The organism is Quadrisphaera sp. KR29 (genome assembly GCF_052644995.1).
This window is the reverse complement of record NZ_JBQXXG010000005.1, coordinates 30,824-49,842: the sequence shown is the minus strand read 5'-3', so window position 1 is coordinate 49,842 and position 19,019 is coordinate 30,824. Positions and strand designations below refer to the sequence as shown.

Sequence of the window (19,019 nt, the reverse complement as noted above, 5' to 3'; positions counted from 1 at the left end):
ACACCCTGTGGCCCGCACGGGACTCCTCCCACCACCTGCCACTCCTGCTGTCCGCCCTGCCCTGCCACAGGGCCCACGACCACGAGGTGATCGACGTGAGCACCACCCCGGACACCACGGCGCTGCCCGTGCGGCGCACGCCGCGCTGGACGGCCGACCTCGACGTCGTCGTCCCCGTCTGGAACGAGGAGGCCCGGCTCGGACCCACCCTGGAGGAGCTGCTGGCGCAGGTCGCCGGGCTGCCGCTGTCCGTGGTGGTGACGGTGGTCGACAACGGCTCGGTGGACCGCACCGCTGAGGTCGTCGACGCCGCCTCCGAGGTCGCACCCCGCAACGCGCGGCTGCGCCTCATCGGCTGCTCCCGCCAGGGCAAGGGCGCCGCCGTCCGCCGCGGCATGCTCGCGAGCACCGCCCGCTGGCGCGGCTTCTGCGACGCGGACCTGTCCACCCCGCCCTCGCTCATCGTCCCGGTCCTCGACCAGCTGCGGCAGGGGGACCCGGTCGTCATCGGGTCGCGGCGTGCACCGGGCGCCTCCTACGTGGTGGCGCAGCCGCTGGTCCGCCGCCTGGGCTCGCTGGCCTTCCGGGCCCTGACCCGCCCGCTGACCGGCGGCGTCGTGGACTCGCAGTGCGGGTTCAAGTTCTTCTCGGCCGAGGCCGCCGAGGCGATCTTCCCGCGGGTCACCGGGTCGGGGTTCGCCTTCGACGTGGAGGTCCTCGCGATCGCCGCTCGGCTCGGCCTCCCCGTGTGCGAGGTGCCGGTCCAGTGGACCGACGACGCGTCGGGGTCGTCCTTCAGCCTCTGGACGCACGGCCCCCGGATCCTGTCCGAGGTGCGGGCCCTGCGCTCGTCCCTGGCGCGCGTCGCGTGAGCGCGCCCCGCACCGCGCGCATCGCCGTCCTCAACTGGCGCGACCGCCGCCACCCCGCCGCAGGCGGCGCCGAGCTGTACTGCGAGCGGGTGGCCCGCGAGCTGGCCGCCGACGGCCACGCGGTCACCCTGGTGACGAGCCGCCCCGCGGGGACCCCCGCGCGCGAGGTCGTCGACGGGTACGCCGTGCGCCGCATGGGTGGCTGGATGACCGTCTACCCCCTGGCGATGGCCTGGCTGCTGCGCCACCGCCGCCAGCTGGACGGCGTCGTCGACTCGGCCAACGGCATCCCCTTCTTCAGCCCGGTCGTGGCCGGAGGCACCCCGGTGGTCCTCCTCGTGCACCACGTCCACCAGGACCTGTTCACCCGCTCCCTGCCCCGCGCGGCCGCTCGCTTCGCCGCCTGGCTGGAGGGCCCCGCCACGCGGCGCGTCTACGGGCGCCGCAACGTCGTGGTGCTCTCCCCGTCCACCCGCAAGGCCGTGCGCCGCCGCCTGCACCTGCGCGGCCCGGTGCGCGTGGTGCCCGGGGGCGCGGACACCCGGGGCATCACCGCCGCCCCAGCGCCCGGACCCCTCGTGGTGGTCGTGGGGAGGCTCTCGCCCTACAAGCGCCTGGACACGCTCCTCACCGCGGTGGCGCGCGTCGCGCCGGCACACCCCGGTCTGGAGCTGCACCTGGTCGGCGACGGCACCGACCGCCACCGCCTCGAGGACCTCGCCGCGGGACTCAGCGCGCCAGTCGTCTTCCACGGGCGGCTCTCCGACGCCGACCGCGACGACGTGCTGGCCACGGCCTGGCTCTCGGTGAGCGCCTCGGACGGCGGCGACTGGTCGCTGTCGCTGCTGGAGGCCAACGCCGCGGGCGTGCCCTCGCTGGCGCGCCGCGCCACCGGTGCCCGCGACACCGTGCGGCACGGGGAGACCGGCTGGCTGGTCGACGACACCGAGGAGTCCGGAGCCGACCCCGTCGCGGTGCTGGCCAGCGCCCTCGACCGCGCCCTGGCCGAGCTCGCCGACCCGGCCACCGCGGAGCGGCTGCGGTCCGGCGCGCGCGCGTGGGCCGGTCGCTTCACCTGGCGGCGCACCGCCGACGGGGTGCTCGCCGCCCTCGTCTCCGAGCACGAGCGCACCTCCCGCAGCTGGGGCCGCCCCGAACGGCGAGCCGCCAACGACGTCTCGGTGGTGGTGGACCTGCCGCGCGCCGTCCTGCCCGAGAGCTGGCGGCCCGGAGCCACCAGCCGCCGCGGCGACCGCTGGCTCGTCCAGGACGACCGCGTCCGGGCGCTGCTCCCCGGAGCGGACGAGGTCGACGCCCTCGGGCTGCTCAGCCGCCTGGACGTCGACGCCCACGACCCGTCGATCAGCCTGCTGGTGGCCCGGCACGCCGACGTCGTGGACCTGACCACCCCTGCGCGCTCCGCGCAGCCCCACCGACCCGGAGGCACCGATGTCGCTTGACCAGGTCGAGGGCGCCGGACCGGCGCCCTCGCAGGACGCTCCCCGAGGGCCCGAGCACGCCCCGCGCCGCTCGCGCACCCGCGGCTGGCTGACGGGAGGCGCCGTCGCCGCCGCCCTCGTGCTGGTGCTGGCCGTCGCCCTGCAGCTGACCGGCGGAGCCCGGCAGGCGGGGGAGCGCATCGTCGCCGACACCCCGATGGTCCCCTCGGAGGGCACAGCGCTGGGCGACATGTGGGCCTCGTACAAGGCTGACTTCCTGGAAGGGGGCAGCGGGCGCACCCTCGACCCCTCGCAGGGCGGGATCACCACCTCGGAGGGCCAGAGCTACACGATGATGCGCGCGGTCTGGAGCGACGACCGCGCCACCTTCGACAGCTCGTGGCAGTGGACCAAGGACAACCTCCAGCGCCCCGACCGCCTGCTGTCCTGGCGCTTCGGGCCCCGCGCCGACGGCACCTACGGGATCCAGACCGACTCCGGCGGCCAGAACGCCGCCAGCGACGCCGACGTCGACGTCGCCTTCTCCCTGCTCATGGCGTACTCGCGCTGGCAGGACGACGACTACCTCTACGACGCGCTGCCCCTCATCGACGCCGTCTGGCAGTACGAGGTGGTGGACGTCGCCGGCCGCCCGGTGCTGACCGCCAACGACCTCGAGCGCGACGACACCGCGTCGGTGCTGGTCAACCCCTCGTACTTCGCGCCCTACGCCTACCGCGCCTTCTCCCGCGTGGACCCCGGGCACGACTGGAACGGCCTGGTGGACAGCAGCTACGACGTGCTGCAGCAGGTCTCCGCCGACCCGCTGGGCGGCCAGGCCCAGGGCACCCTCGCACCGGACTGGGTGCGCCTGGACCGCACGACCGGTGAGGCCTCGGTGGCCACCGGCATCACCACGACCACCGGCAGCACCACCGACTTCGGCTTCGAGGCGCTGCGCCTGCCGTGGCGCCTGGCGCTGGACGCCCGGTGGAACGACGAGCCGCGGGCGCGTGCGCTCCTGGAGCAGCAGGCCTCCGTGCTGGGTGCGGCGTGGGAGACCGAGGGCCGCTGGGCCGCGGTCTACACCCACGCGGGGCAGCCGGCCGTCGACTACGCCTCCACCGCGATGCACGGCGGCGCCCTCGGCGCTCTGGAGCTGGCACGCCCGGTCCTGGCTCGTGAGGTGTACCGCACCGAGCTGCTGTCCCTGTACGACCCCGACACCCGCGCGGCGAAGCCCGGCCTGGGCTACTACGACGCCAACTGGGCGTGGTTCGGCATGGCGCTGCACCTCGACCAGCTCCCCGACCTCAACGACCCTCGAGGGAGGGACCTCCCGTGACCGACGCCACCCTGGACCTGCGCGAGCCGCACGAGCGCCCCGGGCGCCCGGCCGCGCAGGACCCCGACGCCGCGCCGGGCTCCCTGGCGCCCGAGGAGACGGCGTTCCTGCAGCACGTGCCGAGCCGCGTGGTCCTCACGCTGAACCTCGTCCTGGCCGCCGTCTACTTCGCCATGATCTGCTTCGCCTTCGAGCACGGGAACGCCCTGCTGTTCTGGACGCTCGCGGTCACCGAGGTGTTCCACCTCTTCCAGATCGCCAGCTACGTGCACACCGTGTGGGCCACCGACCGCGACCGCGCGTTCGACCCGGACTTCGACGGCGACGTCGACGTCTTCATCACCGTGTGCGGTGAGCCGGTCGACGTGGTCCGCCGCACGGCGCTGGCGGCGCTGGCCATGGAGCACCGCGGCGCCGTCCGCGTGCACCTGCTCAACGACGGCCTCGTGGCGCGCAAGGAGGACTGGCGCGACATCGAGGTGCTGGCCGAGGAGCTGGGCGTGGGGTGCTTCACGCGCACCACCCCCGGCGGCGCCAAGGCGGGCAACATCAACCACGCCCTCGCGCGCACCACCAGCCCCTTCGTGGTCGTGTTCGACGCCGACCACGTGCCGGCGCCCGCGTTCCTGACCGAGGTCATGGGCTACTTCACCGACGAGCGCATGGGCTTCGTGCAGACGCCGCAGTACTACGCCAACCACCGCGACAACCGGGTCACCCGCACCGCGTGGGAGCAGCAGACGCTGTTCTTCGGGCCGATCATGACCGGGAAGTCGCGCGTCGACTCCGCCTTCATGTGCGGCACCAACATGGCCATCCGCCGCACGGCCCTGGAGGAGGCCGGCGGCATGTGCGAGACGAGCATCGCCGAGGACTTCCTCACCTCGCTGCTCGTGCACGACGCGGGGTGGCGCAGCACCTACGTGCCGAAGGTGCTGGCGCAGGGGCTGGCCCCTGACGACTTCCTCAACTACTACAAGCAGCAGTTCCGGTGGACCCGCGGGAGCCTGGAGGTGGTCTTCTCCTACAACCCGCTGCTGCGGCGCGGCCTCAGCTGGGGGCAGCGGCTGCAGTACCTCTCCTCGGCCGCCTACTACCTGTCCGGCGTCGTGGTGCTCGCCTCCACGCTGCTGCCGGTCATCTACCTCTTCACCGGCCAGACCCCGATCGTCACCTCCACGATGACCCTGGCCCTGGTGTTCCTGCCCTACATCTGGCTGAACCTGTACGTGCTGCAGCGCACCAGCGCGGCCTCCTACAGCTTCCAGGCGATCTCCTTCTCGCTGTCCTCCTGGTGGCTGCAGCTCACCGCGCTCGCCTCCGTGCTCACCAAGCGGCGCACGAGCTTCGCGGTGACGAGCAAGGACGTCGGTGACGGCGGTCAGGCCAACTTCCTGCGCCTGGTGGTGCCCAACCTCGCCTACGCGGCGGTCGGTGCGCTGGCGCTGGCCGTGGGCCTGGCGCGCGAGGGCCTGTCGCCCTCCCTCATCGCCAACGCCGCCTGGCTGTGCGTGCACGTGGCCGTCTCCGTGCCGTTCGTGCTCGCGGCCGCACCGCGGCGCGCTCCCCGCCCGCAGGGCGCTTCCGACGTCGTCGACCTGCGCGAGCGCGTCCAGACGGCCAGCCCCGTCCTCGAGGAGGCCCGTTGACCAGCACCGCGCTCGGTTCGCCCGCCGGGGCGACCGCTCCGTCCGACCCGCAGGGCCGCGCCGCTCCCGGCGCGCACGTCCGGGAGCGCCCGCAGGGCGCCACCGGGCCAGCGCCGTCGGGGTGGGCGTCGGCCCGCCGGAGCGTCGTCGTCGCGGCGCGCCGCGTGGACGACGTCCTGCACCGCCGTCGCCTGTGGGTGGTCGCCGCCGTGCAGCTGCTGTGCGCCCTGGCCGTCCTGACCGTCTCCCGCCTGTGGCTCGCCGACCAGAGCCTGCGCCTTGACGAGTCGCAGAGCATGCAGCAGACCGACCGCAGCTACGGGGCGATGCTCAAGGAGGTGGCGCAGGACGTCCACGTCCCGGGACACCACCTGCTCCTGCGCACCTGGCGCCTGGCCTTCGGAGGCGACGTCGAGACCGCCCGCGCGCTGTCGCTGGTGTTCTTCCTGGCCAGCCTGCCGGTGCTCTACCTGGTGGCCCGCCGGGTGCTGCGCACCCGCTGGGCGCTGCTGGCCGTGGCGCTGTTCGCCCTGTCGCCGTTCATGAACTGGTACGGCAACGAGGCGCGCATGTACACGATGCTCGTCTTCGCCACCCTGCTCAGCCAGCTCTTCCTCCTGCGGGTCCTGCGGCGGGGCAGCGCGGGTGACTGGACCGGCTTCGCGCTGACGGCGGTGGCCGGCGCCTACACGCACTACTTCTTCCTCTTCGTGCTCGTGGCGCAGGGCCTGGTCTTCCTCCTGGTCTCCTCGCGCGAGCGCTGGCGCGGCCTGGGGCGGATGGCGGGCACCGCGGTGCTCGTCGCCCTCGCCCTGCTGCCGTGGCTGGCCTACTTCCGCGCCGAGGGCTCGGCCTCCGGCACGCGGCCCCAGCTGCCCTCGCCGTCGTCGGTGGACTTCACCAACGTCTACTCGCAGTTCCTCGGCGGCTTCCTGCCCGACAGCGCCAACTCCGCGCTCGTGGCCACCTGGCCCCTGCTCATGCTCGCCGCGCTGCTGGTGGTGCGGGTCGCTCGCCGTCCGGACCGCGAGCTGTGGGCCGTGGTGGCCGCTGCGTTCGGTCCCGTGCTGCTGGCGTTCGTGCTCAGCCACCTCATCTCGCCGTTCTTCCTGTCGCGGTACATGATCGCCGCGCTGCCCGCGGTGGTGCTCCTCGTGGTGGCCTTCGTCGCGGCCATGCGCCCCCGCTTCGCGGTGGTCTCCGCCGCGGTCGTGCTGGCCCTGACGGCCACGGCCACCGTCGCCGAGGCCGTGCGCACCGACGTGCCGGTGAAGGAGGACTACCGCGGCGCGGCTGAGCTGCTGAGCGAGAAGGCAGGTCCCTCCGACCTCGTGGTGGTGTCCTCGCCGTTCACCATCTGGCCGTTCGAGAAGTACTACGACGGCGACGCGAAGGTGGTCACGCTGCCCGAGTGGGACCGGCGTGGGGGCATCCCCGCCTTCGACCCGGCCGCCCTGCCCGACCAGGTCGACGCCCTCGCATCCGGCCACCAGCGGGTCTACCTGCTGCTCAGCTACGACCAGGGGTACGAGGCCGACATCGCCGACTTCTTCCAGCGGAACTACGCGAAGGTCTACGAGGAGGACCTCACGCCCGGCATGGAGGTCGTCGGCTACCGGGTCGGGTACGACCAGCTCGAGCCGGTGGGCGGGCTGCAGCTGACCCAGCCCCTGACGCAGGTGGTCGGCCCGGCCGTCGTGCGCGGTGGTCGGGGCTGATGCTGGACGCCCGCGGAGGAGCGACGAGCGGTGGCGGGGACGGGGCCGCCGTCCCCGCACCGGCGGCGCGACCGGAGCCGGCGGCCGTGCGGGTGCTCGCCGCGACCGGTGAGGGGCGGTCGGGCCAGCTCGGCGCCTCGCTCTCGCGCCTCCGCGCCCAGCACCTACCGTCGGACCGTGGTGGACGACGCCGGAGACGACACCGGACCTGACCGCGCCCCCGACGTCGACGTGGTCCTGCTGGGGGCCACCGGCTTCACCGGGCGCCTCGCCGCGCAGCGCCTGGCGGTGCTGCAGCAGCGCGCCCTCGCCGGCGGGGACCCCTTCCCGGTGTGGGCGGTCGCCGGCCGCGACCGCGGGAGGCTGGAGCAGCTGGTCGCCTCGCTGCCCGGTGGCGGCCCACCCCCCGTCGTCATCGGCGACGTCGACGTCCACGACGACGCCTCGCTGGGGCGGCTCGCCGCTCGCAGCCGGGTGCTGCTCAACGCGGTCGGGCCCTACACCGCCACGGCGCAGGCCGTCGTCGGCGCGTGCGTGGCCGCGGGGACCCACTGCGCGGACCTCTCCGGTGAGCTGCCCCTGCTGCGCCGGGTCGTCGGGGCCTTCCACGACGCCGCCCGCGCCGCCGGCTGCCAGGTGGTGCAGCTGGCCGGCTGGGAGGCGCTGCCGCCCGACGTCGCCGGGCTCCACGCCTGCCGCGCGGCGGTGGGGGCGGGCCCGGGGGAGTGGGGGCCGGGAGCCGGTGCGCCGGTCGACCGGCTCGACCTCAGCGTGCGCTTCCACGCGGTGCCCCGCGGCGTGCGCTCGCTGGCCGACGCGGTCTCGGCCGGGACGCTGGCCAGCGTCGTGGAGGTCCTCACCGACCCCGGCGCCGGGGTGGTCGGTGACCCGGCGGCCCTGCTGCCCTCCGACGACGCCGCCGGTGCTGCCGCGGTGCGCCGGGCCAGCCCGCTGCGCGTGCGCCCCCACACCGCCGCCGGGCGGTTGCTGGGGCCGGTCGTGCCCGTCGCCTTCCTCGACCCGCCGGTGCTGCACCGCACCGCTGCGCTGCTGGCGCGGGAGGCGGGCGAGCCGCACCGCCCGGCGCGGGTCCGGGAGGGCATCGACAGCGGAGCCGTGCTGCGGCCGCGGACGCTGCTGGTCTGGCCGGGCCAGGTGCTGCTGGCGGCGGCCCAGCGAGGGGTGGCCGCGCTGACCCGAATGCCGCTGGGTGCCCGGTCGCGCCTGGCCGCCGTGGTGCGGCGCCGGCTGCCCGCTGCCGGGACGGGGCCGTCGGCCGCGGTGCTGCACGGGTGGCGGTGGGAGGTCGCGGCGCAGGCGGTGACCGCCGACGGGCGCCGCGGAGCGGCCAGCCTGCGCGGGACCGGCCACCCCGGCTACACCGCGACGGCGGCGCTGCTGGTCGCCCTCGGCCTGGAGATGGCCGAGCGGCAGCGGGCCGCGGTGGTGCCCGGGGTCGTCACCCCGGCGGTCGCCTTCGGGCCCGGGGTCTCGCGGCACCTGTCGACCCCGGAGCTGTCCCTCCACCTGGCGTGAGCAGCACGGCGGTGCCCCGGCGGACGGTGGTCAGGCGTCGCCGAGCTCGTAGGTCAGCTCGTAGCGGTGCACGCCGTCCTGGAGGACCAGCCGCACGCTGCCGGTGGTGCCCGCCGGCCCTGCGGTGCCGGAGCCCGGCACGACGTCGTGGTGCAGGACCTCGGCACCCGCGTGCATGCGCCCCGACTGCTGCGAGGCGAAGCCGTCGCGCAGCTCGACGGCGGCGCACCCGCTGTCAAGGCAGCGCACACCGCACCGGCCGGCGCGTCATCGTCCGCCGCCTGGGTAGGGGAGCAGGCGACCGACCCTGCGACCGAGGAGTGAGCGTGCAGATCCCCAAGGACCTCGTCATCGAGTTCATCAAGTCCAAGATCGGTGGCGGCCAGGCCGACGCGGCGCACCAGGAGCTGCCCGACAACGTTGACACCGACAGGGACGCCGGGCTGCTCAGCAAGTTCGGCGTCGACCCCCAGGACCTGGTCGGGATGGTCTCCGGTGGCGGTGGCGGGGGAGCAGCCGGCGGGCTGGGCGGCCTGAAGGGCAAGCTCGGCCTCTGAGGGCGGCGCCGCCGGGGCTCCCGCGGCCCAGCACAGCGCCCCGCCGGCACCTGCCGGCGGGGCGCTGCTGGGTCTGGCTGGGTGGTGCGGCGTCAGCGCGCCAGGGTGGCGCGGTCGACCTTGCGGTGGAAGTGCATGCCGGCCAGCCCGCCGAGCAGGGCGCCCACGAGGGCGACGAGCGCTGCGGCCACGACGGTCACGACGGCCCCCGTGGTGAGCGTGCCCTCGTCCACCGGGATGCGGGGGAAGCTGTTGAGCTGGCCCAGGACGTTGAACTGCGAGCCGGCCACCAGGCCGAGCACGGCGACGACCACGGCGATCACCACGGCCCACAGCCAGACGGCCAGGCCCTGCTTGAGGCCGTTGAAGCGCGCCATGCGGCCCGCGACGTACCCACCGCAGTAGTAGGCGACCAGGAGGACGACGAGCACGGCGACGGCACCCGCCACGCCGATGGTGCCCGGGTCGGCGGCGGCGCCGCTCGCCAGCTGACCCGGGTCGGTGTCGCTGGCCAGGCCCACGGCGGTGCCGGCCGCGGCCAGCAGGGCGGTCAGCAGGACGGCGGTGCCGGTGGCCGTCAGCCAGCCGAAGAAGGCGCTGCCGAACTTGATGCCGCCGAACTGCCGCTTCTGCGCGTCGACCACCCGGTCGTGCTGGGAGCGCGCGTCGACCTGCGAGGCGCCGTGGTGCTCGCCCGTGGGCGCGGAGCCCCGGGGGTGGTGGGAGTGGTCGCTGGCTGAGGTGCTCATGGGGTCCTCGTCGTCGGTCGGGACGTCCCCGTGGGGACGGCGGGGGAGTCGTCGGGTGCTGCGGGGTCCGTGACGACCTCGACCTCCTCGTGGGAGGCGGTGGTGTCCACGCGCGTGGTGAGGGGCACCCGGTCGACGGTGACGCGCACGCGCTCGTAGGGCACCGCCTGCACCCCGACGACCGGTCGCTCCTCGTGGAGCACGAGCTCCAGCGGAGCCTGGTCAGCTGCTGCGCCGGCGCCGGGCGCGGCGTCGTCCACGGGCAGCCGCTCGACGCGCAGGACCTCGCGCCGGACGGTGACCCGCACCTCGACCTCGTGGGTGTGGACCTCGCGGCGCAGGCGCACACGCTCCCGGGGCAGGCGGTGGACCGCGAGGTCGACGCGCTCGGCCGAGAGGACGACTTCCGCGCGCCCCTCGTCGTCCACCGGAGCGGTTCCGCTCACGGCCTCAGCCGTGACGGCCACGACGGCCGTCGCGGTCCGCGCGCCCGGTGGTGACGGTGCTGTCGGTGTCGAGGTCGATCTCCTCGTGGCGCACGTCGGCGCTCACGGTCTGGGTGTCCTGCTCGGTCCGGGTGCCGACGCGGACGCGCTCGACCGGCTCGACGTGCGTGGAGACCACCGGGACCTCCTCGTGCAGCACCACCTCGTGCTCCTCCTCCGACAGCTCGGGCCCCGAGGTCGCAGCGCCCCGGTTCGCGTCGGTGATGGGCTCGCGGGTGATGACGAGCTCCTCGTGGGAGGTGGCGACCTGGCGGGTCTGCTCCTCGGTGACCACGTGCTTGCGCAGCCTGGCCCGGCCGGCCTCGCGGACCTCGGTGCCCACGTGGAGGCGCTCCTCCGAGCGCGTCATCGCGTCGTCGGTGGTGGGGCCCGAGGTGTCGTACCCCTGGGTGCCCGTGCCCGTGGTGGTCCGGGTGCCGGTCGTGCCCAGGGCCGCCTGCCCGGTGCTGGTCGTCACGTCACCGCGGCTGTCGGGCCACTCACCGCGGCGACCGCCCGGCTGGTCACCGGTCCCCCGGCCGGACGTGGTCGTGCGGTCCACCGCGTAGTAGTCGTAGAGGCGGACCTCCTCGGCCGGGCTGAGGGTGCCGTCGGCGTCCGTGCGCGGTGCGTCCTTGACCTGCTCCTTGCTGTACGGGACGCGGATCTCATCACCGAGGTAGGAGGCCGTCGACAGGGGGACGAAGGTCTCCGAGCTGCCGAACAGGCCGGTCTTCACCGTGACCCACTCGGGCTGGTCGCTGTGGTCGTCGAGGTAGACCTCGGCCACCTTCCCGATCTTCGATCCGTCGGAGGACGTGACCGTGGCCGCGCGCAGGGCGTCGATGGAGGTGCTGGGGTCGATGGGCATGGGACTCCCGTCGGAGGCTGCGGCCTGGCGGTCCCGGGTGGTCCGGGTGTGCCGCAGCAGTGGTGGGCCAGCGCGCTGCAGCCCGATGGGGTCCCACTACCCGTGCCTTTACGTCGTAAACGACCGCTGCGGCCCCCGGCAGGCGGTGCCGGTGGCGCCACCGACCGGTCCCCGCGGGCGCGACCCCCGTTCCCGCGGGCGCCACCCCGGTGCAGCGGTGAGACTCGAGCTCCCCGTCAGGCCGCCGCGGAGCCGGGTGCACCGACCCCGCGGCCCTCGGCCAGGTGGGCGTCCTGCCAGAGGAGAGCACCGGTGAACGCAGCCACCCCCCGCGGCAGCGGGCCGACCCCGCCGCAGCCGGGCCCCGAGCGCGCTGCAGCGCGCGGTTCGCACGCGGCCGCGGCGCAGCTGCTGGACGACGGTCGCGAGGGGGACTTCGTCGGCGGCCGCGACCTGACGCGCTGGCCGAGCGCGCTCGGTCGCGCGCTGCACGCGGCGGCGGTGCGCGCGCAGCGGTGGCTGGCCCCGCACCAGGTGTGGGCGCTGACCCTCGCCGTCGGCCTGGCGGTGACCGCGGCGGCCACCGCCCTGGCCGCTGCCGTCTACGACGCCGTGGTCGAGGGAGACGGCGTGACCGGCCTGGACCAGCCCGCCCTGGAGCTGGCGATGGCCCACCGCTCCGCGGGCCTCGACACCGCCGTCACCGCCTACACCGACGTGGGCGGCCCGGTGGGCATGCCGGTGCTGGCCGCCACCACGGCCGTCGTGCTCGCCATCGCACTGCGGCGCTGGACGCCCCTGACGCTGGTGGTCACCACGATGCTGGGCTCCCTGGCGCTCACGGTGGCGGGCAAGGCCAGCATCGGGCGGGCCCGGCCGCCCCTGGCCGACGCGGTGCCGCCCTACGAGCACAGCTTCAGCTTCCCCAGCGGGCACACCCTCAACGCCACGGCCTTCGCCGGGGTCGTGGCCTACCTGCTGCTGCGCCGCCTCCGCGCGGCCTGGGCGCGGCGCCTGACCGTCGTGGTCGCGGTGCTCTTCGCCCTGACGATGGGACTCAGCCGCATCTTCCTGGGGCACCACTGGTTCACCGACGTGCTCGCGGCCTGGGTCCTCGGCCTGGCCTGGCTGGGCGTGGTCATCACCGGTCACCGCCTCTACCTGACGCTGCGCCGCCGGCACCACCCCGCCGCCACCGGCGGTCCGACGGGGCGCGCGCACGCCTGACCCGGGCACCGGGCTGCCGCGGCTCCCCGGCAGCCGGGCGCAGCGGCTGCTCAGGAGCGCCCGAAGACCGCCGCGCCGTGCGCCTCCAAGGACCCCTCGAGCAGCCTCTCGCCGTCGCGGGGCGTGAACTCCACGGGGGCGTCGGTGAGGTTGAGCACCACGCTGAGCCCCTCAGGAGCGCGCCCGCCGTCCTCGGGCCCAGCGGAGGAGGCGTCGCCTCCCGTCCCGGTGACGCGGTAGACGAGCAGCGCGTTCTCGACGCGCTCCACCTCCAGCGCGGCCTGCCACAGCCACCGGTGGCGCCGGCGCAGCCCGGCCAGGCGCTGGTGCAGCTGGAACACCGGCGCCCCGAGGTCCGACAGCTCCTCGGGAGTGGCCGGGAACGGCGGGCGGACCTCGTCGTCACCGCCCTCGCGGTCCTCCTTGACGCCGCGGTAGTCCCACTCGTCGCCGGCGTACACCGCCGGCACCCCGGCGGTGGTGAACAGCACGGTCACCGCGTGCGCCAGGTGGCGGTGGTCCTGCAGCCGGCTGGCGATGCGGGTGGTGTCGTGGTTGCCGAGGAAGGTGGTGGGCACGAACTGCGGGTCCGTGGTCCTGCCGGCGGCCACGAAGGCGTCGTGGCGGGACAGCGCGTGGGCCAGCTCGTGGAGGTTGACGTCGTTGAGGCTGGACCAGACGGCCTTCCACAGCTCGTACTGCGTCAGGGAGTCCATCCGGGAGGCCGGAGCGAACTCCGCGGGGTCGGCGTGGATGACCTCCCCCAGGAACCAGGCGTGCGGGTGGCTGGCGCGGACCTGCTCGATGACGGTGCGCCAGGTGGTGGGGTCGACGGCGTAGGCGGCGTCCAGCCGCCAGCCGTCCACCCCGACGTCGAGCCAGTGCCTCATCACCGCGACGACGTGGTCGCGCGCCGGCGGGTGCGACAGGTCCAGCTCCACCAGCGCGCCGTGGCCCTCGAAGACGGCCCACCCGTCCTCGCGCGACCCGTCGCGGGCGAACCACGCCGCGGCCTCGGCGTCGCCCGCCTGCGCCGCGCGGAAGCGCTCGTGGGAGCGGCCGACGTGGTTGAAGACGCCGTCCAGGACGACCAGCACCCCTCGGGCGTGGGCCTGCTCGACGAGGTGCCGCAGGTCGCCCTCGTCGCCCAGCCGGGCGTCGACGCGCAGGTGGTCGCGGGTGTCGTAGCCGTGGGTCTCGGAGTCGAAGACCGGGCCGAGCTGCAGGGCGTTGGCGCCCAGGGCGACGAGGTGGTCCAGCCACCGCTCCAGGTGCGGCAGGCGGTGGGTCACCGCAAGCCCACCGTCGTTGCGCGGCTCGGCGCCGGTGAAGGTCAGGGGGTGGGCGTGCCAGATGATGGTGTCTGCGGAGCGCACCGGCCCCATGGTCCCGGCGGGTGCCCCCGCGGGCCAGACAGCGCCTGCTCGCGCAGGCGCGAGGCGCGCCGCGGTCGTGGAGCGGCGTTCAGCACGCGCTGCTCCACCTCCGCGGGGGTCCCCGTGTCCTCGACCGCCGGCACCGCCGGGTCCCGCAACGTCGTGCACCTGCTGTTCGGGGTGGCGGGCCTGGCCGTGTCACGCACGCGCGGCGCTGCCGGGGCCTTCCTCATCGGCGGCCTGACCTACGCCGTCCTGTGCTGTACGGCCTGGTCGTCGACCAGTCCAGCGCGGCCGACGTCGTCCCGCTGGACACCGCCGACGACTGGCTGCACCTCGTGCTGGCCGTGGGCGTGGACGCCCTCGGCGTCGTGCTGGGTCGCCGGGCCGGTCACGGGCGGGTCTGAGGGGCGGGGCACCGGCTCCTGCAGCACCTCCGGCTCCTCCGCCGTGGTGGTGCGCCGGTCCCCGACCGCTCCCAGCACCGCTGCGACGCACCCGGCGACGTCGAGCCGCTCGGTGTCCAGCACGAGGTCAGGGCGCATCTGCTCGAGCTCGCCGGGCCAGCGCTCGTAGACGTCCCGCAGGAAGGCCGGCTCCTTGGAGGCGCCGCGAGTGGGGTCCGCCTGCGCCCGCGCGAGCGCCACCTCGAAGCTCGCGGTGACGGCGACGGTGAGCGTCCGAGCCTGCGGCGGTGCCTGCCGCAGCAGCCCCGCCACCTCCTCGGCGCGGCCGGGCCCCTCGGCGACCACCCACGCCAGAGCGGTCCTCGCCCACAGGCCCGTGATGGCCTCGAACACCGCGTGCGCGTCGTCCCAGCTGGGCAGCGTGGGCAGCGCCATCGCCGCGACGGCGTCGAGCTCGACGAGGGCGGCGCTCTCGCCCCGCTGCCGGAGCACACCCGCCAGCGCCGCGGCGGTGGTGCTCTTGCCCGAGGCCTGCGGACCGGCGAGGACGACGAGGACGGTCACGCGGAGCAGTCTCCTGGTCCGTGCGTGCGCAGCCCAGGACCACGAAGGTGCTCCGGCCCCCGGACTGTTCCGGCCATCCCCTGGAATGTTCCAGTAACCGGAGTATCATCGCCACGTGAAGCGGGTCGGCCTGCAGGAACCGTCGTTCCTCGTCCTCACGGCCCTGGCGCGGGGGCCGATGCACGGCTACGCGATCCTCCAGGACGTCGAGGCCACCTCCGGCGGGTCCGTTCGGCTGGGCGTCGGCACCCTCTACGGGTCCCTGGAGCGGCTCGCCGACAGGCACCTGGTCGAGGTGGTCGCCGAAGAGGTCGTCGACTCCCGGTTGAGACGCACCTACCGGATCACCGAGGAGGGGACCGACCTGCTGGCGGCTGAGGCGCAGCGCCGGCACGAGCAGAGCGCAGCCGCTCTCGCCCGCCTCGGTCGCGCGCCCCGCCTGGGGTGGCAGTCGTGAGCGAGCTCGAGCGCTCCTACCGGCGCCTGCTGCGGCTCCACCCCCGCCGCTGGCGGCGGTACCGCGAGCAGGAGGTGCTGGCGGTCCTGCTCCAGGCCGCGGATCCCGGGCAGACGACATCGACCCCCGCAGAGGTCGCCGACCTCCTGCGCTCGGCTGCGCGCGAGCACGCTCGCGCCACGGCCCGCGCCGCTCGCCTGTCCCCAGGCCGGACGGCCGCCAGCAGCCTGCTGGTGGCCGGCTCGGCGGTCGTGCTGCTCGGCGGAGGAGAGCCCGTGCAAGCGCGGGCATCGGTGCTGCCGCGAGACCTGCCGGCCTACTCGTACCTGACGCAGTCGGTCTCGACCTCGCCCCCCGGGCCGGCCGTCGCCGTCTACCGGCAGGGCACCGGCGCCGAGCTGGCCGACGTCCCGCAAGCCGTCGTCGTGGGGGCGGGAGGTTCCGTGCGCCGCCTCGACCTGGCGGAGGGCCGCGGAACCTTCCTGCAGGGATCGCCGAGCTCCTTCCTCCTCTCGCCGGACGGGACCCACGTGGCGAGCGGTCGCTACGACGACGCCGGTCGCGCCGACGTCGCCGTGCAGGACCTGAGCACCGGCGAGGTCACCACCACCGGCTCCCTCGGCCACCCCTCGGCCCACCCGGTGGCCTGGTCGCCCGACGGCACCGCGGTGCTGGTCGCGCTCGAGCCGCTGCCGTGGCTGGCGCCCGGGGACCAGCCCGTCCCGGTGGTCCCCGACAGGCTCGCGCTCGTCAGCCTCGACGGCGGCCTGCTCCCGCTCCCTGTGGGGGTGCCCGCCGGCGCCGGCCAGGTGGCGTGGGCCCCCGACGGGCGCGACCTGGTCGTGCAGGGGCCTGAGCGCCAGCTGTCCGTGGTCGACGTCGTGACGGGCCGGTCGCGTCCGACCGGCACCAGTGCGGACCTCGCGGGGCCGCAGCCCTGGTCGCCCGACGGAGCGCTGCTCGCCGTCCGTGGGGCCTGCTCGCCGCAGGGCCGGGTCGGCCAGTCCTTCTTCGACGTCCTCGTGGTGCCGGCCGACCCGGTGGCCCCGGCCCTGCCCGCACCCGTGTGCCTGCCCGGAGGGGCGACCTCGACCGCTGCGGTAGGGTGGGCCGCGCCGCGAGTGCTCGTGGTGGAGGAGGCTGGCGAGGGCAGCGGGGAGCACCGCGTGGTCGCCGTCGACCTGGTGCAGGGCACCCGCACGCCCCTGTCCGCCGTGCCCACGGCTTCGGGCGAGTACCAGGTCTCCGATCTGCAAGTCCCCCAGGTGGCGCTGGCCGGTGCGCTGGCCGCGACCGGCGAACCCGAGGCACCGCCGGCTTGGGACCGCGGACCCCTGTCGCACTGGCCCGAGGTCGCGCTCGTCTCCGGAGTCGTCGGCGTCCTGGTGGCACTGGTCGCTGCGGCCGCGCGTCGGGTCGGAACTGCGCCGAGGCGGACCCCGGGCGAGGCGGGCGGCCCCCCGGCGAGCGAGCTGTCCAGCTAGCCGTCCCCGGCCAGGCGGCCGGCCAGTTCCTCGACGCGTGCGGCGGTGTCGTCGCGCACCAGGCGCATGCGATCCATCCCCTCGACGCCTCGGCTCGACGGCTCGTCGGTCTCCCACACCTCCACCGGCGTGCCGCCGACGGGCTCGACGCGCGCCTCGCCGCCGAGGACGACGACGAGGTCGGCGGCGCGCACGTCGTCGTCGGTGAGCTGGTGGGTGCGCGCGGAGGAGGTGTCGACGCCGACCTCGGCCAGGCTCTGCACCGACTGGGCGTTGAGGCCCTCCCCGGCGCGGGTGCCGGCGGAGGCCTACTCCACGTGCAGGTCGCGCACGGCGGCGGCGTGGCGCACCAGGCCGGCGGCCATCTGCGACCCGCCGCCGTCGCGCACGCACACGAACAGCACGCGCGGTGCCGCGCTCGCGGCAGGCCGCTGGCGCTGGTCGGGGGCGGACGGCTGGGGCTGTGCGGTCATGCGCGAGCGGGCAGCAGCTCGGCCAGCAGGGCCTCGACGCGGCCGCGGATCTCGTCGCGGATGGGGCGGACAGCCTCGATGCCCTGCCCGGCGGGGTCGGCCAGGTCCCAGTCCTCGTAGCGCTTGCCCGGGAAGATCGGACACGCGTCCCCGCAGCCCATCGTGATGACGGCGTCGGAGGCCCGCACGGCCTCGGTGGTGAGCACCTTGGGCTGCTCGGCGGTGATGTCGATGCCGACCTCGGCCATGGCTTCGACGGCCACGGGGTTGACCTGGTCGGCGGGCGTGGAGCCCGCTGAGCGGACCTCGACGGCGCCGGCGGACAGGGCGGACATGAAGCCGGCGGCCATCTGGGACCGACCGGCGTTGTGGACGCAGACGAAGATCACGCTGGGGCGGTCAGGCACTGGTGCCTCCTCGGCTGTCGGGTCGGCTGTCGGGTCGGCTGTCGGGTCGGCTGTCGGGTCGGCTGTCCGGTCGGGGCCGTTCACGGCTCGCCCACGGGTGTGCGAGGTGCTGGCCGAGGGACGGTGGGGTCGCCGGGGAAGAAGCGGCGCCCCGCCCACAGCGCCACGTAGACCAGCGCGACGAGGACGGGCACCTCGATGAGCGGTCCGACCACGCCGGCCAGGGCCTGCCCGGAGGTGACCCCGAACGTGCCGATCGCCACGGCGATGGCCAGCTCGAAGTTGTTCCCGGCAGCGGTGAACGACAGCGTCGTGGTGCGGGCGTAGTCCAGGCCGATCACGCGCCCCAGGACGAAGCTGCCGCCGAACATGACCACGAAGTAGGCCAGCAGGGGCAGTGCGATGCGGGCCACGTCGCCGGGGGCGGAGGTGATGGCGTCGCCTTGGAGGGCGAAGAGCAGCACGATCGTGAACAGGAGCCCGTACAGGGCCCACGGGCCGAGGCGGGGCAGGAACTGCTGCTCGTACCAGTCCCGGCCCTTGGCCCGCTCGCCCAGCGCGCGGGTCAGGTAGCCGGCGACGAGGGGGATGCCGAGGAACACCAGCACGGACACGACGACGGCGGCGACGGAGAAGTCCGCGCTGGTCGTCGGCAGGCCCAGCCAGGCGGGCAGCACCTGCAGGTAGAACCATCCAAGAGCGGCGAACGCGAGGATCTGGAAGACGGAGTTGATCGCCACCAGCACGGCCGCGGCCTCGCGGTCACCGCAGGCCAGGTCGTTCCAGATCAGGACCATGGCGATGCAGCGGGCCAGGCCGACGACGACCAGGCCGGTGCGGAACTCGGGTTGGTCCGGGAGCAGGAGCCAAGCCAGGACGAACATCAGTGCCGGGCCGAGGACCCAGTTCAGGACCAGGGAGGCGACCAGCATCCGGCGGCCGGCGGCGTCGGAGCTGACGCGGCCGAGCTGGGTGTAGCGGACCTTGGCCAGGACCGGGTACATCATCACCAGCAGGCCCAGGGCGATCGGCAGGCTGACCGATCCCACCTCGACCGCCGACACCGCGTCTCCCAGACCCGGGACGAGCCAGCCGAGGGCCAGGCCGACGACCATCGCGGCGGTGATCCACACCGGCAGGAACCTGTCGAGCGCGGACAGGCGAGCGAGCACGGGGGTCTCGGGCCCAGCGGCGGGACGCTCGGAGACGACGTCGCTCATCGGGTGGAGCCTTGGGGCCGGCCGTGCCCGGTGCCGGCCAGGTCGCGCACCCGCTCGCCGGCGTGCGGACCAGCGGCACCGGTGGGGTCGCTCTGGTGCGGCGCCACCGGTGCGACCGAAGCATCGACGTCCATCGATGCCGACTTTGTCACGGGCGCGGGTGGTCGTCAACATCGACAGCCG

At 75.0% G+C, this 19,019-nt stretch carries 20 protein-coding genes; 11 read left to right on the top strand and 9 right to left on the bottom strand.

Features of this window, described 5'->3' with window-relative positions; all coding sequences use genetic code 11:
- The first annotated feature begins 95 nt into the window (after nucleotides 1-95).
- From ACUN9U_RS05960 to ACUN9U_RS05935, 6 genes are all read left to right on the top strand, one after another.
- Nucleotides 96-872 (top strand): dolichyl-phosphate beta-glucosyltransferase, encoded by a 777-nt coding sequence (locus tag ACUN9U_RS05960; protein ID WP_445484014.1) that lies wholly within the window; start codon nucleotides 96-98, stop codon nucleotides 870-872.
- Nucleotides 869-2,332, top strand: a complete 1,464-nt coding sequence (locus tag ACUN9U_RS05955; RefSeq protein WP_445484013.1) for a glycosyltransferase family 4 protein — start codon at nucleotides 869-871, stop codon at nucleotides 2,330-2,332. The genes ACUN9U_RS05960 and ACUN9U_RS05955 overlap by 4 nt, the downstream gene beginning before the upstream one ends.
- The gene (locus ACUN9U_RS05950; protein ID WP_445484012.1) at nucleotides 2,322-3,656 is read left to right on the top strand and encodes a glycosyl hydrolase family 8; all 1,335 of its coding nucleotides are present in this window, start codon (nucleotides 2,322-2,324) and stop codon (nucleotides 3,654-3,656) included. Before ACUN9U_RS05955 ends, ACUN9U_RS05950 begins: the two co-directional genes overlap by 11 nt.
- Nucleotides 3,653-5,305, top strand: coding sequence for a glycosyltransferase (locus ACUN9U_RS05945; protein ID WP_445484011.1), 1,653 nt, complete (start codon nucleotides 3,653-3,655; stop codon nucleotides 5,303-5,305). The genes ACUN9U_RS05950 and ACUN9U_RS05945 overlap by 4 nt, the downstream gene beginning before the upstream one ends.
- Complete coding sequence (locus ACUN9U_RS05940; RefSeq protein WP_445484010.1) at nucleotides 5,302-7,023, top strand: glycosyltransferase family 39 protein; 1,722 nt, start codon at nucleotides 5,302-5,304, stop codon at nucleotides 7,021-7,023. Before ACUN9U_RS05945 ends, ACUN9U_RS05940 begins: the two co-directional genes overlap by 4 nt.
- Before the next feature lie 177 nt (nucleotides 7,024-7,200).
- Nucleotides 7,201-8,559: a saccharopine dehydrogenase NADP-binding domain-containing protein gene (locus ACUN9U_RS05935; protein WP_445484009.1), complete on the top strand. Its 1,359-nt coding sequence runs from the start codon at nucleotides 7,201-7,203 to the stop codon at nucleotides 8,557-8,559.
- 30 nt (nucleotides 8,560-8,589) lie between these two features.
- Here ACUN9U_RS05935 and ACUN9U_RS05930 read toward each other — a convergent pair whose 3' ends face one another.
- Nucleotides 8,590-8,808, bottom strand: a complete 219-nt coding sequence (locus ACUN9U_RS05930) for a DUF3224 domain-containing protein (protein ID WP_445484008.1) — start codon at nucleotides 8,806-8,808, stop codon at nucleotides 8,590-8,592.
- Between the two features lie 77 nt (nucleotides 8,809-8,885).
- Between ACUN9U_RS05930 and ACUN9U_RS05925 the strand changes: the two genes are divergently transcribed.
- Entirely contained in the window at nucleotides 8,886-9,116 is a 231-nt protein-coding gene (locus tag ACUN9U_RS05925) for a hypothetical protein (protein ID WP_445484007.1), read from the top strand.
- A gap of 92 nt (nucleotides 9,117-9,208) precedes the next feature.
- On the opposite strand, the gene ACUN9U_RS05920 is transcribed toward ACUN9U_RS05925, so the two are convergent.
- The 3 genes from ACUN9U_RS05920 to ACUN9U_RS05910 are packed head-to-tail and all read right to left on the bottom strand — an operon-like array spanning nucleotide 9,209 to nucleotide 11,221.
- The gene (locus tag ACUN9U_RS05920) at nucleotides 9,209-9,865 is read right to left on the bottom strand and encodes a hypothetical protein (RefSeq protein WP_445484006.1); all 657 of its coding nucleotides are present in this window, start codon (nucleotides 9,863-9,865) and stop codon (nucleotides 9,209-9,211) included.
- The gene (locus ACUN9U_RS05915; protein ID WP_445484005.1) at nucleotides 9,862-10,311 is read right to left on the bottom strand and encodes a DUF2382 domain-containing protein; all 450 of its coding nucleotides are present in this window, start codon (nucleotides 10,309-10,311) and stop codon (nucleotides 9,862-9,864) included. Before ACUN9U_RS05915 ends, ACUN9U_RS05920 begins: the two co-directional genes overlap by 4 nt.
- A gap of 4 nt (nucleotides 10,312-10,315) precedes the next feature.
- A complete protein-coding gene (locus ACUN9U_RS05910; RefSeq protein WP_445484004.1) occupies nucleotides 10,316-11,221 on the bottom strand; it encodes a DUF2382 domain-containing protein in 906 nt (301 codons plus the stop codon).
- Nucleotides 11,222-11,533: 312 nt separating this feature from the next.
- Here ACUN9U_RS05910 and ACUN9U_RS05905 point away from each other — a divergent pair, with 312 nt between their 5' ends.
- A complete protein-coding gene (locus tag ACUN9U_RS05905; protein WP_445484003.1) occupies nucleotides 11,534-12,448 on the top strand; it encodes a phosphatase PAP2 family protein in 915 nt (304 codons plus the stop codon).
- Between the two features lie 50 nt (nucleotides 12,449-12,498).
- On the opposite strand, the gene ACUN9U_RS05900 is transcribed toward ACUN9U_RS05905, so the two are convergent.
- Nucleotides 12,499-13,833 carry an alpha-amylase family glycosyl hydrolase gene (locus tag ACUN9U_RS05900; RefSeq protein WP_445484002.1) on the bottom strand — a complete coding sequence of 445 codons (1,335 nt, stop codon included), beginning with the start codon at nucleotides 13,831-13,833 and terminating at the stop codon, nucleotides 12,499-12,501.
- Between the two features lie 11 nt (nucleotides 13,834-13,844).
- Between ACUN9U_RS05900 and ACUN9U_RS05895 the strand changes: the two genes are divergently transcribed.
- From ACUN9U_RS05895 to ACUN9U_RS05885, 3 genes are all read left to right on the top strand, one after another.
- Nucleotides 13,845-14,231, top strand: a complete 387-nt coding sequence (locus ACUN9U_RS05895) for a DUF4383 domain-containing protein (protein WP_445484001.1) — start codon at nucleotides 13,845-13,847, stop codon at nucleotides 14,229-14,231.
- Between the two features lie 679 nt (nucleotides 14,232-14,910).
- Nucleotides 14,911-15,252: a PadR family transcriptional regulator gene (locus ACUN9U_RS05890; protein WP_445484000.1), complete on the top strand. Its 342-nt coding sequence runs from the start codon at nucleotides 14,911-14,913 to the stop codon at nucleotides 15,250-15,252.
- On the top strand, nucleotides 15,249-16,736 hold the full coding sequence (locus ACUN9U_RS05885; RefSeq protein WP_445483999.1) for a hypothetical protein: 1,488 nt from the start codon (nucleotides 15,249-15,251) through the stop codon (nucleotides 16,734-16,736). The genes ACUN9U_RS05890 and ACUN9U_RS05885 overlap by 4 nt, the downstream gene beginning before the upstream one ends.
- On the opposite strand, the gene ACUN9U_RS05880 is transcribed toward ACUN9U_RS05885, so the two are convergent.
- From ACUN9U_RS05880 to arsB, 4 genes are all read right to left on the bottom strand, one after another.
- On the bottom strand, nucleotides 16,733-16,999 hold the full coding sequence (locus ACUN9U_RS05880; RefSeq protein WP_445483998.1) for a hypothetical protein: 267 nt from the start codon (nucleotides 16,997-16,999) through the stop codon (nucleotides 16,733-16,735). The two genes, ACUN9U_RS05885 and ACUN9U_RS05880, sit on opposite strands and share 4 nt — an antisense overlap.
- 45 nt (nucleotides 17,000-17,044) lie before the next feature.
- A complete protein-coding gene (locus tag ACUN9U_RS05875; protein ID WP_445483997.1) occupies nucleotides 17,045-17,209 on the bottom strand; it encodes a hypothetical protein in 165 nt (54 codons plus the stop codon).
- Complete coding sequence (locus ACUN9U_RS05870; RefSeq protein WP_445483996.1) at nucleotides 17,206-17,616, bottom strand: arsenate reductase ArsC; 411 nt, start codon at nucleotides 17,614-17,616, stop codon at nucleotides 17,206-17,208. The genes ACUN9U_RS05875 and ACUN9U_RS05870 overlap by 4 nt, the downstream gene beginning before the upstream one ends.
- A gap of 80 nt (nucleotides 17,617-17,696) precedes the next feature.
- Nucleotides 17,697-18,836 carry an ACR3 family arsenite efflux transporter gene (gene arsB / locus ACUN9U_RS05865; protein WP_445483995.1) on the bottom strand — a complete coding sequence of 380 codons (1,140 nt, stop codon included), beginning with the start codon at nucleotides 18,834-18,836 and terminating at the stop codon, nucleotides 17,697-17,699.
- Nucleotides 18,837-19,019: the final 183 nt, after the last annotated feature.

Bases quoted from the DNA above. Each gene is read 5' to 3' on its own strand.
- ACUN9U_RS05900 (WP_445484002.1), bottom strand. From the start codon at position 13,833: ATGGGGCCGGTGCGCTCCGCAGACACCATCATCTGGCACGCCCACCCC.
- ACUN9U_RS05910 (WP_445484004.1), bottom strand. From the start codon at position 11,221: ATGCCCATCGACCCCAGCACCTCCATCGACGCCCTGCGCGCGGCCACG.
- ACUN9U_RS05875 (WP_445483997.1), bottom strand. From the start codon at position 17,209: ATGACCGCACAGCCCCAGCCGTCCGCCCCCGACCAGCGCCAGCGGCCT.
- ACUN9U_RS05950 (WP_445484012.1), top strand. From the start codon at position 2,322: ATGTCGCTTGACCAGGTCGAGGGCGCCGGACCGGCGCCCTCGCAGGAC.
- ACUN9U_RS05920 (WP_445484006.1), bottom strand. From the start codon at position 9,865: ATGAGCACCTCAGCCAGCGACCACTCCCACCACCCCCGGGGCTCCGCG.
- arsB (WP_445483995.1), bottom strand. From the start codon at position 18,836: ATGAGCGACGTCGTCTCCGAGCGTCCCGCCGCTGGGCCCGAGACCCCC.